Origin of the sequence: Alteromonas sp. D210916BOD_24 (genome assembly GCF_047159385.1) — a bacterium.
In the GTDB taxonomy this organism is placed as follows: Bacteria; Pseudomonadota; Gammaproteobacteria; order Enterobacterales; family Alteromonadaceae; genus Alteromonas.
The window spans coordinates 2677207-2692862 of record NZ_AP038333.1 but is presented as its reverse complement, the minus strand read 5'-3'; the positions used below and the strand labels follow the sequence as shown (position 1 = coordinate 2692862).

General features: G+C 45.5%; 16 protein-coding genes. All 16 read left to right on the top strand.

Translation table 11 applies throughout. The features are described 5' to 3' along the window. Positions 1-3 precede the first annotated feature (3 nt). The 16 genes from ACMCM8_RS11740 to flhB all read left to right on the top strand — a co-directional run bounded on the left by ACMCM8_RS11740 (position 4) and on the right by flhB (position 15647). Entirely contained in the window at positions 4-1341 is a 1338-nt protein-coding gene (locus ACMCM8_RS11740) for a sigma-54-dependent transcriptional regulator (RefSeq protein WP_412722802.1), read from the top strand. A 222-nt stretch (positions 1342-1563) separates the two neighbouring features. Next, on the top strand, positions 1564-1893 hold the full coding sequence (gene fliE, locus ACMCM8_RS11735; RefSeq protein WP_412722801.1) for a flagellar hook-basal body complex protein FliE: 330 nt from the start codon (positions 1564-1566) through the stop codon (positions 1891-1893). 11 nt (positions 1894-1904) lie between these two features. Next, on the top strand, positions 1905-3599 hold the full coding sequence (fliF, locus tag ACMCM8_RS11730; protein ID WP_412722800.1) for a flagellar basal-body MS-ring/collar protein FliF: 1695 nt from the start codon (positions 1905-1907) through the stop codon (positions 3597-3599). 12 nt (positions 3600-3611) lie between these two features. Beyond that, positions 3612-4652 (top strand): flagellar motor switch protein FliG, encoded by a 1041-nt coding sequence (gene fliG, locus ACMCM8_RS11725; RefSeq protein WP_412722799.1) that lies wholly within the window; start codon positions 3612-3614, stop codon positions 4650-4652. A 62-nt stretch (positions 4653-4714) separates the two neighbouring features. Then, positions 4715-5497, top strand: coding sequence for a flagellar assembly protein FliH (gene fliH / locus ACMCM8_RS11720; protein ID WP_412722798.1), 783 nt, complete (start codon positions 4715-4717; stop codon positions 5495-5497). Further along, positions 5490-6827 (top strand): flagellar protein export ATPase FliI, encoded by a 1338-nt coding sequence (gene fliI / locus ACMCM8_RS11715; RefSeq protein WP_412722797.1) that lies wholly within the window; start codon positions 5490-5492, stop codon positions 6825-6827. Before fliH ends, fliI begins: the two co-directional genes overlap by 8 nt. Positions 6828-6842: 15 nt before the next feature. Beyond that, positions 6843-7289: a flagellar export protein FliJ gene (fliJ, locus tag ACMCM8_RS11710; RefSeq protein WP_412722796.1), complete on the top strand. Its 447-nt coding sequence runs from the start codon at positions 6843-6845 to the stop codon at positions 7287-7289. Between the two features lie 404 nt (positions 7290-7693). Next, a complete protein-coding gene (locus ACMCM8_RS11705) occupies positions 7694-9889 on the top strand; it encodes a flagellar hook-length control protein FliK (protein ID WP_412722795.1) in 2196 nt (731 codons plus the stop codon). A 138-nt stretch (positions 9890-10027) separates the two neighbouring features. Continuing rightward, on the top strand, positions 10028-10576 hold the full coding sequence (gene fliL, locus ACMCM8_RS11700; protein WP_412722794.1) for a flagellar basal body-associated protein FliL: 549 nt from the start codon (positions 10028-10030) through the stop codon (positions 10574-10576). 59 nt (positions 10577-10635) lie between these two features. After that, positions 10636-11694: a flagellar motor switch protein FliM gene (fliM, locus tag ACMCM8_RS11695; protein ID WP_412722793.1), complete on the top strand. Its 1059-nt coding sequence runs from the start codon at positions 10636-10638 to the stop codon at positions 11692-11694. A 17-nt stretch (positions 11695-11711) separates the two neighbouring features. Next, a complete protein-coding gene (gene fliN, locus ACMCM8_RS11690; protein WP_412722792.1) occupies positions 11712-12119 on the top strand; it encodes a flagellar motor switch protein FliN in 408 nt (135 codons plus the stop codon). 28 nt (positions 12120-12147) lie between these two features. Next, positions 12148-12597 (top strand): flagellar biosynthetic protein FliO, encoded by a 450-nt coding sequence (gene fliO, locus ACMCM8_RS11685; RefSeq protein ID WP_412722791.1) that lies wholly within the window; start codon positions 12148-12150, stop codon positions 12595-12597. Further along, complete coding sequence (gene fliP / locus ACMCM8_RS11680; protein ID WP_412722790.1) at positions 12590-13348, top strand: flagellar type III secretion system pore protein FliP; 759 nt, start codon at positions 12590-12592, stop codon at positions 13346-13348. Before fliO ends, fliP begins: the two co-directional genes overlap by 8 nt. An 8-nt stretch (positions 13349-13356) precedes the next feature. Further along, on the top strand, positions 13357-13626 hold the full coding sequence (gene fliQ, locus ACMCM8_RS11675; RefSeq protein WP_412722789.1) for a flagellar biosynthesis protein FliQ: 270 nt from the start codon (positions 13357-13359) through the stop codon (positions 13624-13626). An 11-nt stretch (positions 13627-13637) separates the two neighbouring features. Continuing rightward, positions 13638-14417, top strand: coding sequence for a flagellar biosynthetic protein FliR (fliR, locus tag ACMCM8_RS11670; protein ID WP_412722788.1), 780 nt, complete (start codon positions 13638-13640; stop codon positions 14415-14417). Between the two features lie 105 nt (positions 14418-14522). After that, entirely contained in the window at positions 14523-15647 is a 1125-nt protein-coding gene (gene flhB, locus ACMCM8_RS11665) for a flagellar biosynthesis protein FlhB (RefSeq protein ID WP_412722787.1), read from the top strand. Positions 15648-15656 lie beyond the last annotated feature (9 nt).

Below are 15656 nucleotides of genomic sequence, written 5' to 3'. Positions count from 1 at the left end.
AAAATGTCTAAAACTACTATATTGATTGTTGAGGATGATGCTGGCCTACGCGAGGCACTCCTAGATACCTTGCTGCTTGGGGACTATGACGTACTTGATGCTGACAGTGCCGAATCGGCATTAATGATGTTGTCGTCAAATAAAGTAGACTTAGTTGTCAGTGATATTCAAATGGGTGAAATGAGTGGTTTGACCTTGCTTAAAAGTATTAAAGCAAAGTTTCCAACTATGCCCGTGCTGCTGATGACAGCTTATGCCACAATTGATGATGCTGTACAGGCTATGCGAGATGGTGCGACTGACTATTTATCTAAGCCTTTCGCCCCAGAAGTGTTACTTAATTTGGTAGGGCGCTACGCGCCAGCACAAAAGATAGAGTCTCGTACTCCTATTGTTGCGGATCCATCCAGCTTAAAGTTATTGGCGCTATCTAGGAAAGTGGCACAGTCAGATGCTACCGTCATGGTTATGGGGCCAAGTGGTTCGGGCAAAGAAGTGCTGTCTCGCTATATCCACGACCAATCAAATCGCAGTGAAGCACCGTTTGTAGCAATTAACTGTGCAGCTATTCCTGAGAATATGCTAGAAGCTACGCTATTCGGTTACGAAAAAGGGGCGTTTACTGGCGCAGTTCAAGCGTGTCCGGGTAAGTTTGAACAAGCACAAGACGGTACCTTATTACTTGATGAAATAACGGAAATGGATCTTGCCCTGCAAGCTAAATTACTCAGAGTTTTACAAGAGCGTGAAGTGGAGCGCCTTGGCGGCCGTAAAACTGTGAAACTCAATGTGCGGGTGATTGCAACCAGCAACCGAGATTTACGCAAAGCGGTAGATGCGGGTACATTTAGGGAAGACCTTTATTATCGCTTGAATGTTTTTCCAATTGAGTGGAAACCTTTGGCGGAACGACCTTTAGATATCGTGCCCCTTGCCGAGCATCTAATGCAGCGTCATGCCAGTGCTCAGGGGATCGGGACTATTCGATTGAGTGCAGCCGCGCGAAATAAACTGAGTCAGTACAGCTGGCCTGGTAATGTAAGAGAGCTTGAAAACGTGGTGCAGCGTGCGCTGATTCTTTGCGAAAACAATGAAATTGACGCCAGTGACCTTATGATAGATGAAGACGTTTCTGCCGCTGTTGAAGTAAATCATGAACATCACGACGAAAATAAATTAGGTTCTGAGTTGCGCTATCAAGAGCATCAAATCATTCTCGACACTCTTGTGTCATGTAACGGCAAGCGCAAAGATGTGGCTGAAAAGCTCGGTATCAGTCCACGCACATTGCGCTACAAGCTTGCGCGAATGAGAGAAGATGGTATCGAAGTACCTGCGTAATCAATTCTAATGCTATACCAACCGTCGCCTAATGGATTATTGGCGGCGGTTTTTCATTTTCCCCGCTCGTCCTGTCATAAAATTGGCTTTTTATATAATTCTGCATATAACTCTTTGATTTTAATGCTTAATTAAAGTTGGCAAGCCCTTTGCTAAATCCTTCTGTATATATCTTTTTTCACCAGTAAATTGGTGTTTTTCAAGTCATCTCTAGGAGTGGTTATGGACGTCAAAGCCAATAGTTTGTATCAAGAAATGCAAAACATGATTGGGCAAACTCGTCTTCAAGTAAATGAACCTCAACAACTTAGTGAGATCAATACTTCAGCAAGTGACTTTGCCACCATGCTTAAACAGGCCGTAGACGGGGTTAATAGCATGCAACTGGAGTCGAAAAATGCGCAGCAACGCTTTGAAATGGGTGATACGAGCCTGAGTTTAGCTGAAGTTATGCTTACAAAAGAAAAGTCGGGGATTGCTTTTGAAGCGACTGTACAAGTGCGTAACAAAGTGCTTGAAGCGTATAAAACCATCATGAACATGCCGGTGTAGTGGAGTAGGTTATGGCAGAAGCTACAGGTACAAATTTAACAGTTCCTGATCAGAATCAGGCGGTGGATAACGAGCCAGAAAACAAATCTGGTTTTATGGACACATTTGGCAGCGCAGACATGATGCGTCAAATGGCGCTGGTAGTAGTCTTAGTTATCTGTGTGGCTATTGCTATTTTCATACTTATTTGGTCGCAAGAGCCTGACTATCGTCCTTTAGCTAAAATGGATACGCAAGAGCTCATTGATACGCTCGACTACATGGATGCCAACCAGATTGAATACAAGCTGGAAGGCAATACTGTGTATGTTAGAAGTGATGAATTTCAAAATATTCGCCTGGGTATGACCCGTCAGGGATTAACCAAATCCTCAGACGCTGGCAGCGATATCATCATGCAAGACATGGGCTTTGGCGTCAGTCAGCGAGTTGAAATGGAGAGGTTAAATCACGCTCGTGAGCAACAGATTGCAGCGACTATTGAGGATATCGCCAGTATTCAAAAAGCCCGTGTATTGTTAGCCATGCCTAAAGAAAACGTGTTCGCCCGCAGAGAGAAAAAAGCATCGGCTACGGTAGTATTGACGGCAAAACGAGGTGCGGTTATTGCGGGTGAAGAAGTGGATGCGGTGGTTGATATTGTCGCTTCTGCAGTACAAAACATGGAGCCGTCAAAAGTGACGGTGACAGACAGTAACGGACGTCTTCTCAATTCCGGCTCGCAAGATTCTATGAGTGCACGTGCCCGTAAAGAATATGAGATTGAGCGCCAACGTGAACAAGAATACTTAGAAAAAATCGATGCCATCTTGATCCCTGTATTAGGCATCGGAAACTATACAGCGCAAGCTGATGTCACCATGGACTTTACTGCCATGGAACAAACTCAGCGCAGTTATAACCCTGATTTACCTGCGGTGCGCAGTGAAATGATCATGGAAGAAAACAGCGTGGGCGGCAGTATGATGGGGATCCCTGGAGCACTATCTAACCAGCCGCCTCTTGACTCCAATATTCCAGAAGAAGCTGGTGCGGGTAATCAACCGACTGTGCCTGGCCGCACTGCGAAAGAGTCTACACGTAACTATGAACTTGATACCACTATCAGCCATACGAAAAAGCAAACAGGCGTGATCCAGAGACTCAGTGTCTCAGTGGCAGTGGATTATTCTCAAGTTGTGGCCGAAGATGGCGCTATGACGTCAATTCCACGCAAACAAGAAGAAATACTCAATATTCGCAGATTACTTCAAGGTGGTATTGGCTTTGATGTGACCCGCGGTGATTCTCTGGAAGTGGTTAGCGTGCCATTTACCCGAGTTGATGCGGGACAAATTGAAGATTTACCTCTGTGGGAAAGACCTGGGTTCTTACCAATACTTAAGCTAGTTGTTGGTGGATTGGTTATAATAGTACTTATTATCTTTGTCATCAGACCGATGTTGCGTCGTCTTATTAACCCAGATGAATCCAATGATGTCGATGATTTTGATGCCGATGAAGGGTTGGATTTAGGTGACGACACCATCAGTATGCTTACATCAGAGTTTGATGAAGGCCAGGTAGGGTTTGCTCCTGACGGTTCACTGATGCTACCTGACTTACATAAAGACGAAGACGTATTGAAAGCCGTACGCGCCCTAGTGGCTAACGAACCTGAACTATCAGCCCAAGTTGTCAAAGGCTGGTTGATGCAAGACGAGTAGTGAGAAAAGATTATGGCTGAAGAACTCGCCAAGGTTGAAGAACAAACCTATGACGTCAGTAAATTAGAAGGCGTTGAAAAAGCAGCGATTTTGCTTCTGAGCTTGTCTGAAGAAGATGCCGCACAAATCCTTAAACACTTAGAGCCAAAACAAGTGCAGAAACTGGGTACTGAAATGGCCAAAGTGGAGGATATGACGCAAAGCAAAATCACTGCTGTTCACAAGCATTTTATCGATGAAATTCAGAACTACAGTACCATTGGTTTCCAAAGTCAGGACTTCGTTAAGCGTGCGTTAACTGCAGCACTAGGTGAAGATAAAGCGGCTAATTTGATTGACCAAATTCTTATGGGAAGCGGGGCGAAAGGTCTTGACTCACTTAAGTGGATGGACTCCAAGCAAGTGGCCAGTATCATTCGCAACGAACACCCTCAGATTCAGACCATTGTATTATCGTACTTAGAGCCAGAACAAAGTGCGGAAATTTTAGCTCAGTTCCCAGAGAAAGTTCGATTAGATCTGTTAATGCGTATCGCCAACCTTGAAGAAGTTCAGCCTGCGGCACTCCAAGAACTTAACGAGATCATGGAGAAACAGTTTGCCGGACAAGCGGGTACGCAAGCGGCGAAAATGGGTGGCTTGAAGTCAGCAGCCAATATTATGAACTATCTCGATACGGCCATTGAAGGGCAGTTGATGGATGCCATTCGCGAACAAGACGAAGAAATGAGTCAGCAGATTCAGGATCTGATGTTTGTCTTTGATAACTTAGTGGATGTAGACGATAAAGGTATTCAAGCTATTTTACGTGAAGTGCAACAGGATGCGTTGCTTAAAGCGATTAAGGGCGCAGATGAAGAGCTCAAGGACAAAATTCTGCGCAATATGTCTAAGCGTGCGGCAGAGATGCTCAATGATGATCTTGAAGCCCTCGGCCCTGTGCGTATAAGTGAAGTGGAAACTGCACAGAAAGAAATTCTGTCTGTGGCCCGCCGACTTTCAGACGCCGGTGAAATTATGCTTGGCGGTGGCGGTGGAGAAGAATTCTTGTAGTCGCCTAGGCTATCTTTTGGATAGGCATTGTGCGTATTGAATTCAATAAGTCGAGTAAAAGCATGACGGTAAAAAAAAGTTTCAGTGAAAGCGAAGCAAGTGAAGCAAAAAAATGGGACTTGCCTTTTGTTGACGATCCTCGTGTGTCGCGAGATGACGAGACCACTAATGCACTAAACCGCCGTTCTGACTGGAAATACGAACCACCTGAAGTAGAGGAAGAGATCCTTCCTCCTACCGCTGAAGAAATCGAAGCTATTCGCCAGGCAGCATACGAAGAAGGGTTTCAGGAAGGCAAAGCAGCGGGTTTTGAAGAAGGTAAAACCCAGGGACTTGAGCAAGGGCATGCAGAAGGTCTGGCACAAGGGCACAGCGAAGGCGTGTCTCAAGGACTTGAAGAGGGACAGCTACAGATAAATGCACAATCTGACATATGGCAAATGTTAACAGAAAAACTTCACGATCCGCTTTCGCAGGCAAACGATGAAACCCGCGATCAGCTTGTTAAACTTGCTGTAACCTTGGCCAAGGCTATCATTAAAACTGAAGTCTCCACGAATACTCAGGTCATTTTACAAGCACTAAGTGAAGGGATAAAAGCGTTGCCCATCAATCAGGTGGAATATCAAATTCACATGCACCCTGAAGATATCTCACTAGTGAAATCCCACTTTGGGGAAGATGAAGTTGATAAGAAAAAGTGGAACCTCATTGAATCACCGAATTTAGAGCGTGGTGGTTGTGATATTGTTACCAGCCAAAATGCTGTCGATGTATCTATCGAACGCCGCTGCCGCAGCGTTATAGATAAGTTCATGCTAAATCAGGGCCTCATTGATGACTAGTCCCTGGCATCAAGATTTTGAATCTCTCGCAAAGCAAGTTAGCTCACCGCCCGTGGTTGCGGCGGGAAAGCTAGTGCGCGGAATTGGCCTGACTCTGGAAGCCGTAGGGTGTCAATTACCTGTAGGCAGTCAGTGTTTGGTACAAACCATTGAAGGGGAAATAGAAGCTGAAGTCGTGGGGTTCGGAGGAGACATCACCTACTTAATGCCCACTGAAGCGGTAAGGGGGATCGTACCGGGAAGTCGGGTAATGCCCTTAAATCGTGAAAGTGGTTTACCGGTGGGGATGGGATTGCTGGGTCGTGTGGTTGACGGAAATGGTCAACCATTAGATGGCTTAGGTGAAATAGAGGCGGAAGCGCGGGCACCGACCACTCGGCCGCCAATGAACCCCCTTATCCGTCGCCCTATTACCTCACCAATGGACGTCGGCGTTCGCTCTATCAATGCGTTAAATACAGTGGGCATTGGACAGCGTATGGGCTTATTTGCAGGCAGTGGTGTGGGAAAAAGCGTATTGCTCGGCATGATGACACGTGGTTGTGAAGCCGATGTCGTGGTAGTGGGGCTGGTGGGCGAACGGGGCCGCGAGGTGAAAGAATTTATTCACGAAATCCTTACCGAAGAAGAGCGAAAGCGCGCGGTAGTGGTAGCAGCACCGGCAGATACCTCGCCGTTGATGCGCTTAAAAGGGTGTGAAACAGCCGTCACTATTGCGGAGTATTTTCGCGATAAGGGCATGAACGTATTACTGTTGATAGACTCGCTTACCCGTTATGCCATGGCACAACGAGAAATTGCGTTGGCGGTAGGTGAGCCACCCGCTACGAAAGGTTATCCGCCTTCTGTATTTGCTCGCTTACCCGCATTGGTGGAGCGCGCAGGCAACGGCAGCGAACGACAAGGTTCAATAACCGCTTTTTATACAGTATTGACGGAAGGGGATGATCTCCAAGATCCTATAGCAGATGCGGCTCGCGCCATTTTAGACGGCCACGTAGTACTTTCACGTGCACTTGCTGATAGTGGTCATTATCCGGCAATTGATATTGAAGCATCGATAAGCCGGGTTATGCCAATGGTGGTGAGTGAAGAACACCAATTGATGGCACGTCGAATTCGCCAGGTATATTCTCAATACAAGCAAAATCAAGATCTCATTTCCATTGGTGCTTACGCCAAAGGCTCGGATCCTCGTATTGACTTAGCTATTCGTGCTGAGCCTGCAATTAATGCATTTTTGCAGCAAGGAATGAAGCAAGTGCTTCCCTATGATGAAAGCTTAGAAGGTATGGCTGCGTTGGCAAAAGGATTGGGACATGGTCAATAATTGTGGTGAGAGATTATGTCTAAACAACTAGAAAAGTTGGCTGATTTTGAGCGCGAAAAAGAGCAACGCGAAGCACGCAACTACCAGCAAGCGCTACACAACGTCAATCAGCAGAAGCAAAAACTTGCCAGTCTTGAGCAATATCGCATCGACTACATAAAAGGGATCCAGCAAACTGGACAAACTGGCGTCACTGCGACCTATTATCAGCAACACTTGTCCTTCGTTGGCAAGCTTGATAAAGCATGTGAGCAGCAAATGCAGGTGATTGCCAGAGCAAATATGGCTGCTGACCAACGCAAGCAAATGTGGCTTAAACAACAACAAAAGGTGAAAGCTGTCACCTTACTTCTCGATAAAAAACAAGCTGCTGCACATAAGAAAGCGGCGAAAGCAGAGCAGGCTATGATGGACGAGTTTGCCACACAGCGTTTTTTTCGCGCCAAAAACACGCCCTTTTAAGCTTGAATTCAAGTATTGAGCAGTACACCAATACTTTGTAAATATCATACTTATCTAGCTGTAAAACAATAACTTTTAAAATGAATTTTTAGTTTTTACGTTTTTGGCGTGGCCTTTGCAGTTCTTTTTAGTGATGCGTTTACCCCCTAAGGCCTGTTTGACAAATGTTAATCACATATAACGGTTAAACAGGAAAACAAATTAAGCATCCGATATACAACTCAAAAACGAAGAGTTAACCTGGATGTTACTGAGTTTAATAATGTAAAATTTATATTAAACAATGGGTTGGGTGTGAGCGTGTAGAGTGAGTGAAAGTGATTTACGGATGATATTTCCGCCGGCGATGTTATCGCCAATTGCTTTCATTTAACTATGAATTGAACATAGAACGGTAGAAGATTATGCAACAAGTTGCCGCACAGAAAACAGACCTTGCCGCGTTGCCTTTTGCAACAAGTAATATGGCTAAAGCAGTGGAAACGGGTATTGATTCACGTAGCGAAAGTCACAACAACCGCATTTTTAATGATCTCTACCGAGAAGCGAGGTCTGACAAACAAGACTTTGTGCCACGGCAAAGACAAAAATCTGAGGTGGCAACCACAGGGTACAGCTCAGCCGCAGATAGCCAACATCGCCATTCAAACCACGATCGAGATCCTTTAACGCAAAGGGAAGATCGCAGTAGTACAACGTCACAATACAATGAACCACATCATACAAAGAGCAGCGTAGTAAATGCCCAAGCGGATACTATCGAGCAGCACGCCGATATAAAAGAAGGTGGCATAGATGCAGTCGCTCAGGAAAGTGAGTTAGAAAGTGATGAAAGTGCGTCTCCTAGACTGGGTATAGACGGTAACGTTGAACAGGGTGACAGTGAAGAGCAATACTTAATAGTAGGAGAGGGTGGCAAGAAAGACGCTGAGGCGGGTGTGACTTCACAGTTAGACATCATCGACGTCATAGACACTAGCGTAGACGCATCAGAGCCAGACTGGGTTGCGTTCGTCGAAAGCATTGCGCGACAAAATAATGAGACAGTATCCGGTGATATGTCGGATGCAGTATCTGACAGTGAAGATGAAGGACTTGATATCGAGCAGGCTGCAAAAAATGCGCTTTCAAATTCATTGTGGAAATTGCCAGATAACGTAAATGACTCATCTGTGTCATCAGTCTTGTCTCACCTGATTGAACAGCTTAATAGCACCGAGCCAGCAAAAGTAAATGGGGAGCTGAGTGATATTAATGAAGAAACCGTTAATATCATTCGGGCGCTGGGAGATTTACTACGCAATTTAACCTCAGCTGAGCAAAATGAGCTGGGCAATGAACCAGTGACCTTGGATCAACTGTCTGCACGCTTAAAAAGCGAGTCCACTAGCGAAGATGCACTGTCGTCAATCCTTGCACAATTATCTCAGGCTAAAGGAACTGAAGGGGTAGAAGGAAATGCATCGACAACGAGTTCGCCCAGTCATCTTTCAGCAGAAGATGCATTTATTTTAAGCGTGATCTCCAATGAGATAAACGGCAATGGCCCAGTAGAGGCTGAAGCACTAGAAGCGGATTTGGCGGCAACACAAGCCGCAGCGATTGCTGTGCAATCGAGTGATAACGCTAAACAGGGCGTGGTAGCTTCACAAAGTAATTCTGAATTGGTGAAAGGGAGCGAGGGGTCGCCTCTGGCAAATGCAGATACCGTTGAACTAGACCCGCTTTTAGCAGCAATTAGTGAGCTACCTCAGGAAAGTGCGCAAAAGGCCACTGAAGCTATTGCGGATCGCATTGTTGCAACGTTGCCGAATAATGCACAGCAGCAGGCGGTCAAAACCAACATTATTGCCGGTATTAATGAATTTCAGCAGCAAGTACAACAAGGCAGAGAACCGGGTATCGATTTAAGTGCTATTGTCGCTGAAGCTGCGAAAGAAGCAGCGGTGTCAGCCGATATGGCTTCGAACTTAAGTATGCGGGCAGATGCCCAGGCCAGTCAATTTCTGCAATTGATGAACACCACACAGCATAGTGTTCATCAAGTAATGCAAGGTCAACTTACTCAGGTAGATGCTGTAGTTAACGAAAATAATCAGCTGCGTGCCGAAGCGTCAAAAACCCAACAGCAGTTTGAAGGTTTTGACAAGGCGGTGAATATTCACAAACCCGAAGGGCATCAGCAGCTCAATGAAAAAATTCGCTGGATGGTAAATGCCCGCAACACCATGGCCGAAATACGCCTTGATCCTCCTGAGCTTGGGAGTATGCAAGTACGGGTGAACGTAGCGGGTGACGCGGCAAGTGTTAGTTTTGTGGTGCAATCCCAACAGGCCAAAGATGCCTTATCAGACGCCATGCCAAAACTTCGAGAGATGTTATCGGAGCAGGGAATTGAATTGGGTGATGCTCAGGTGAGAAAAGATAACTCTTCAAACGGACAGAATGGCCAGCAACTTGCAGACAATACTGGAAACAGCGATGGAAAGTCAGGAAACCGTGGAAATAGTGACGGCTTAACCGATGATGTTAATGATTCCCATGTGATTGAACAAGGCATCACACGTAGGGATAAAGGTGGCATCGATTTCTACGCGTAGCGCGTCTGACTCATGCGCTGTCATCAATTAGTAGCATGGTGAGATTAACGACTTACTGCTATTTTTGAAGACACGGGCATTGCCATTTCTGGCTGAAGCCCGATAATACGTTTTTCGAGTTTTATTGATGAGTTACACATGGCTGAAGAAGAATTACAAGTAGAAGAAGGCGGCAAGAAAAAAGGCAAAATGATGATCATAATCATCATTGCAGTCGTCCTCGTAGGGGGCGGTGCAGCGGCCTACTTTTTATTGTTTGCTGGTGGTAGTGAACCCGCTGCAGAGCAATTGGCTGAATCGGACAACGGCGCAGCAGCAGGGGCCCCAGCGGCCGCATCTGCAAGTGCAGGTGGTAATGCTGAGATCGGGACTGCGTTGTACGTAGCAATGCCGCGCCCCTTTGTTTTTAACGTGCCAGGGTCTGGTAGAGAGCGATTAGTGCAAATTAAAGTGCAGTTATTGGTACGCGGTTCTGACAACGAAGAGTTGGCTAAGACCCACATACCTTTGATTGAGGGGACGCTACTACAGGCATTTAGTATGTCGAATGCCGATGATCTTATTACCGAAGCGGGTAAAATTGAGTTGCGTGAACAAGCTGCCTCTAGTGTGCAAAAGGCGTTGAAAGAGATCGAAGGCAAAGAAGTCGTCGAGCGAGTTCTTTTTACTGGTTTTGTGATGCAATAAGTTAACTAGGCGTACATCGATATGGTGTGCGCAATAGGACTTTGAAATAGGTATAGACTGTGAGTGATTTATTATCTCAAGATGAAATCGATGCCCTGTTACACGGGGTAGACGACGTCGAGGAAGATGAGGTCGGTGGTGGTGACTCTGACGCCTCTACACTCGAGTACGACTTCTCCTCACAGGATAGGATTGTACGTGGGCGTATGCCTACGCTGGAAATTGTAAATGAGCGTTTTGCACGTCATATGCGTGTCAGCTTGTTTAATATGATGCGCCGCTCAGCTGAAGTATCTATAAACGGTATTCAGATGATTAAATTTGGCGAATACATCCATACCCTTTTTGTACCTACCAGTCTAAATATGGTGCGCTTCCGTCCACTTAAAGGGACTGGACTTATCACCATGGAAGCAAGACTGGTATTTATCTTGGTTGACAACTTTTTCGGTGGGGATGGACGCTACCACGCGAAAATTGAAGGTAGGGAGTTTACGCCTACCGAACGACGTATAATTCAAATGTTGCTGAAGATAATCTTTGAAGATTATAAAGAAGCCTGGGCGCCAGTAATGGATGTGTCTTTTGAATACTTAGATTCGGAAGTCAACCCTGCAATGGCCAACATTGTCAGTCCAACGGAAGTGGTGGTTATCAGTTCGTTTCACATTGAATTAGACGGGGGCGGCGGTGATTTCCACGTGTCGTTGCCTTATTCCATGTTGGAGCCGATTCGTGAATTACTGGATGCAGGTGTGCAAAGCGACAAGGAAGACACGGATCTTCGTTGGAGCAAGGCACTACGCGACGAAATTATGGATGTTAAAGTGGCACTGGCTACGCATATGCTTGATGTCAATGTACCGCTAAGAGAAGTAATGGAATTTAAACCGGGCGATATTATTCCAGTGGAAATGCCCGAAACAATCACTGTGCTTATTGAAGATTTACCTACTTTCAGAGCGAAATTGGGGCGTTCCAGAGATAACCTGGCACTTAAGATTGTGGAAAAAATTGCAAGACCGACTTCAGTGAAGTCTGAGCTACAGTTATTAACCCGCGGTGGGCGCATTATCGATAATGACGCTGAGCTGCAAGTACTCGAAGAAGACCTGTAAGGTAAAGGGGAGTTCCCATGAGTGAAGACGGTATGGACGATTGGGCTGCGGCGATGGCCGAGCAAGCTGAATCTGAAGCTGAACAAGATGGTGGTGAGAACGAAGATGTTCAAGTTGCCGAATTAGATGAGCTGACAGACGATGCCCCTATAACGCAAGAAGAGAAGAAAAAACTCGATACGATCTTAGATATTCCGGTGACTATCTCAATGGAAGTCGGTCGTAGTCAAATAAGTATCCGAAATCTGCTACAGTTGAACCAGGGGTCTGTGGTGGAGCTGGATCGTGTAGCCGGTGAGCCATTAGATGTTTTAGTAAATGGCACGTTGATTGCTCATGGTGAAGTAGTAGTAGTCAACGACAAATTCGGTATTCGATTAACTGATGTTATTAGCCAAATTGAGAGAATCAAGAAGCTTAGGTAAAACTTCTTATCTATTAAGGGGTTGCGCAATGCTGCCCCTTTTCATTAGCCAAGTAACCTTGGCTCAGTCCACCCAATCCATCACCAACCCTACCTCTGTACTGTCAATTTTCCTATCGCTTTTATTAGTGGTGGGGATTATATTTGCGCTGGCTTACGTCATGCGCCGGTTTAATGTCACTACGTCTGGAAACAACCAATTACGCGTGGTAGCCAGTATGGTAACTGGGGCCAAAGAAAAAATCATGGTGATTGAAGTTGGCGATGAGCAGCACCTTATTGGCGTGACCAGCCATACCATTTCTCACCTAAGTAAGTTAGACACCAAGCTGTCAGTGGCAACCAAAGGTGAAAAAGACAGTTTGACCCCGGGCGGGCAAGGGGATGTGTTTAAACAAAAGCTGGTGGCAGCGATGGCGGGTAAACTCAATCCTCAACTCAATAAAAAAAGTCAAAAAGAAGAGTCTAGCGATGCGTAAGTTTATATTTTTCCTTCTAGGCGCGTTGCTGTTGTTGTTGCAGGTAGAGCCGGCTTACGCCCAACAAGGTATTTCTGCGGTAACGGTAGTGACTAACCCAGATGGGTCACAGGATTACACCATGACCCTACAAGCGCTGTTTATTATGACGGCGCTCAGTTTGATCCCCGCATTTATTATGATGATGACTTCGTTCACGCGCATCATTGTTGTACTGTCTATTTTGCGACAGGCCATTGGTTTGCAACAGTCGCCGTCAAACCAAATCCTCATCGGCGTCAGTCTTTTTTTATCTATGTTTATAATGGCGCCCGTCTTTGAAGAAGTAAATGAGCGTGCGTTACAACCTTATCTCAATGAACAATTAACCAGCTTAGACGCGCTTGAACAAGCTAAGGGACCTATGCGTGCATTTATGCTGTCGCAGACGCGGGTAAAAGATCTTGAAACTTTTGTGCGTATTGCTGGTGAAGAAGGCAAGTATGCAGATACGCAGGAAGTGCCTCTGAATATATTGATCCCCGCGTTTGTTACCAGTGAACTGAAAACCGCCTTTCAAATTGGGTTTATGTTATTCATTCCTTTTCTCATCATCGACCTGGTGGTGGCATCAATCCTGATGGCGATGGGGATGATGATGTTATCACCTATGATTGTATCGCTGCCGTTTAAGTTAATGTTGTTCGTTTTGGTTGATGGGTGGAACTTGATTTTTGGTACCCTGGCAACCAGTTTCGGTATGGGCGTCTAGGAGGGCTTATGTCACCAGAAGTCTTTGTTGAAATTCTCCGCGAAGCAATGTACATGGTTATCGTGTTGGTGTCTGCGGTTATTGTACCAAGCCTTATTGTGGGTCTAGTCGTTGCGGTATTTCAGGCCGCAACCAGTATTAACGAACAAACCATGAGTTTTCTGCCCCGTCTACTAGTGACGTTAATGGCGCTAAGCTGGGGCGGAAGTTGGTTGGTACAACAATTAATGGACTTCACTTTTCGCATGGTCGACCTGATCCCCCAAGTGGTTGGTTAAGGATTGGTAAAGTGCAATTTGAACTAGCCACAATTAATCAATTTCTTGCAGATATGCTGTTGCCTTTTATGCGTATTAGCGGTCTTTTCATTGCAATGATTGGTTTGAGTGCTAAATCCATTCCACCACAAGTGCGTGCGCTTCTGGCTGTTATGCTTACGCTTATTATTATTCCTATTGTGCCTCCATCACCGATTCAAGAATTGGTCGATGTAGGGACATTTCTGATTGTTATTCAGCAATTGCTAATTGGTGTGGCAATTGGTTTTATTTCCATGATGGTGCTTAATACCTTTGTACTTGCCGGGCAAGTCATTGCCATGCAGACGGGATTGGGATTTGCTTCAATAGTTGACCCGATAAACGGTATTAACGTACCTGCGGTCGGTCAGTTTTATCTCATATTAGCCACTTTGCTGTTTTGGGCATTAGACGGTCATCTGTCTATGATCCATATGATCGTACTCAGTTTTGACGCGTTTCCCATTGGCGAAGCATGGTGGACAGGCACTCAATTTCGCGACATTGCACATTGGGCGGGGTGGATGTTTGTGTCGGCGCTTACTTTGTCGCTTGCGCCTATTGTCTCACTGTTAATTGTTAACTTGTCATTTGGTGTTATGACCAAGGCGGCGCCTCAGCTAAACATTTTTAGTATTGGTTTTTCAATTGCTCAAGTTATGGGGCTATTTATTATTTGGATTACGATGGATAACTTCATCGCGCATTTCGAATCGCAGTGGTATAGGGCAGAACAATTTATGTGTGAACTGTTGAGGATATGTCCTTAAAAGGGGCCTAGAGCAAAAACACTAACTCACAAATTCCTACTTTGCGCTGAAGCGTTATGTTTATGTGTAGGGACTTAACATAGAGAAAGATGACGTACATAAGTTATGGCAGATTCTAGCGAAAAAACAGAAGACCCCACGGGGAAAAAACTCGAAGATGCCCGAAAAAAAGGGCAGGTTGCGCGATCCCGTGAATTGTCTACCACTTTGGTATTGATGATCAGTGCCGTTATGTTTTTGTTTGTAGGTGAATGGATAGCGGAATCGGTATTTAGACTCACCGAACGTATGTTCAGACTATCTCGTGATGAAACTTATGATTTGACCCATATGACAGCTGCCTGGGGAGACGCTTTTTCTACAGTGAGTTTACCGGTCATTTTTTATATGGTTGTGGCAATGCTCGCAGGCGTGGTCGGCTCTATTGCATTGGGCGGATATAACTTCACCTGGGAGGGCATCAAACCTAAGGCTTCCAAAATCAGCCCTATTCAGGGTTTCAAAAGAATGTTTGGCATCAACGGCTTGGTCGAGTTGATAAAATCTATTGCCAAAGTAGTACTTATCATTGGTATGGCAATTGGGGTACTGATTTTCTTTGAAAATGAAGCTTTACACTTGGATAGAGAGCTCTATCCAGGCAACATTTTTCACGCGCTGGATATGCTCAAATGGGCGTTCCTAATTTTGGTTTGTGCCATGATCCCCGTGGCGTTAATTGATGTGCCTTACCAAATGTTTAAGCACAACAAAGAAATGAAAATGACCAAACAGGAAGTGAAAGATGAACGTAAAAATGCCGAGGGTGATCCGTTAGTAAAAGGGCGTATTCGACGTTTGCAATATCAAGCTGCCACCAAACGCATGATGCAAGAGGTACCTAAAGCCGATGTAGTGGTCACCAACCCTACGCATTTCTCTGTCGCAATTAAATATGATGAAAAAGGGATCCGCGCGCCAGTTGTTGTGGCGAAAGGGGCTGATGAACTGGCCATGCATATTCGAAAAATTGCTACGGCAAATAATGTCCCTTTAATTCCGTCTCCTATGCTTGCGAGAGCCATTTTCTATTCCACCGAGGTGGATGAAGAGATCCCTAATGCCCTGTTTATGGCGGTGGCTCAGGTACTGGCGCATGTCTACCAATTAAAAGCGCATCGCGCTGGAAAAGGTAAACGACCCAAACCGCTCAAACGGGATTTGCCAATTCCACCGGAATATCGACATTAAGTTCAAAGC

What these genes read in the sequence shown, in the direction of transcription:
- ACMCM8_RS11740 (WP_412722802.1), top strand. Translation starts at nt 4, where the DNA reads ATGTCTAAAACTACTATATTGATTGTTGAGGATGATGCTGGCCTACGC.
- fliE (WP_412722801.1), top strand. Translation starts at nt 1,564, where the DNA reads ATGGACGTCAAAGCCAATAGTTTGTATCAAGAAATGCAAAACATGATT.
- fliF (WP_412722800.1), top strand. Translation starts at nt 1,905, where the DNA reads ATGGCAGAAGCTACAGGTACAAATTTAACAGTTCCTGATCAGAATCAG.
- fliG (WP_412722799.1), top strand. Translation starts at nt 3,612, where the DNA reads ATGGCTGAAGAACTCGCCAAGGTTGAAGAACAAACCTATGACGTCAGT.
- fliH (WP_412722798.1), top strand. Translation starts at nt 4,715, where the DNA reads ATGACGGTAAAAAAAAGTTTCAGTGAAAGCGAAGCAAGTGAAGCAAAA.
- fliI (WP_412722797.1), top strand. Translation starts at nt 5,490, where the DNA reads ATGACTAGTCCCTGGCATCAAGATTTTGAATCTCTCGCAAAGCAAGTT.
- fliJ (WP_412722796.1), top strand. Translation starts at nt 6,843, where the DNA reads ATGTCTAAACAACTAGAAAAGTTGGCTGATTTTGAGCGCGAAAAAGAG.
- ACMCM8_RS11705 (WP_412722795.1), top strand. Translation starts at nt 7,694, where the DNA reads ATGCAACAAGTTGCCGCACAGAAAACAGACCTTGCCGCGTTGCCTTTT.
- fliL (WP_412722794.1), top strand. Translation starts at nt 10,028, where the DNA reads ATGGCTGAAGAAGAATTACAAGTAGAAGAAGGCGGCAAGAAAAAAGGC.
- fliN (WP_412722792.1), top strand. Translation starts at nt 11,712, where the DNA reads ATGAGTGAAGACGGTATGGACGATTGGGCTGCGGCGATGGCCGAGCAA.
- fliO (WP_412722791.1), top strand. Translation starts at nt 12,148, where the DNA reads ATGCTGCCCCTTTTCATTAGCCAAGTAACCTTGGCTCAGTCCACCCAA.
- fliP (WP_412722790.1), top strand. Translation starts at nt 12,590, where the DNA reads ATGCGTAAGTTTATATTTTTCCTTCTAGGCGCGTTGCTGTTGTTGTTG.
- fliQ (WP_412722789.1), top strand. Translation starts at nt 13,357, where the DNA reads ATGTCACCAGAAGTCTTTGTTGAAATTCTCCGCGAAGCAATGTACATG.
- flhB (WP_412722787.1), top strand. Translation starts at nt 14,523, where the DNA reads ATGGCAGATTCTAGCGAAAAAACAGAAGACCCCACGGGGAAAAAACTC.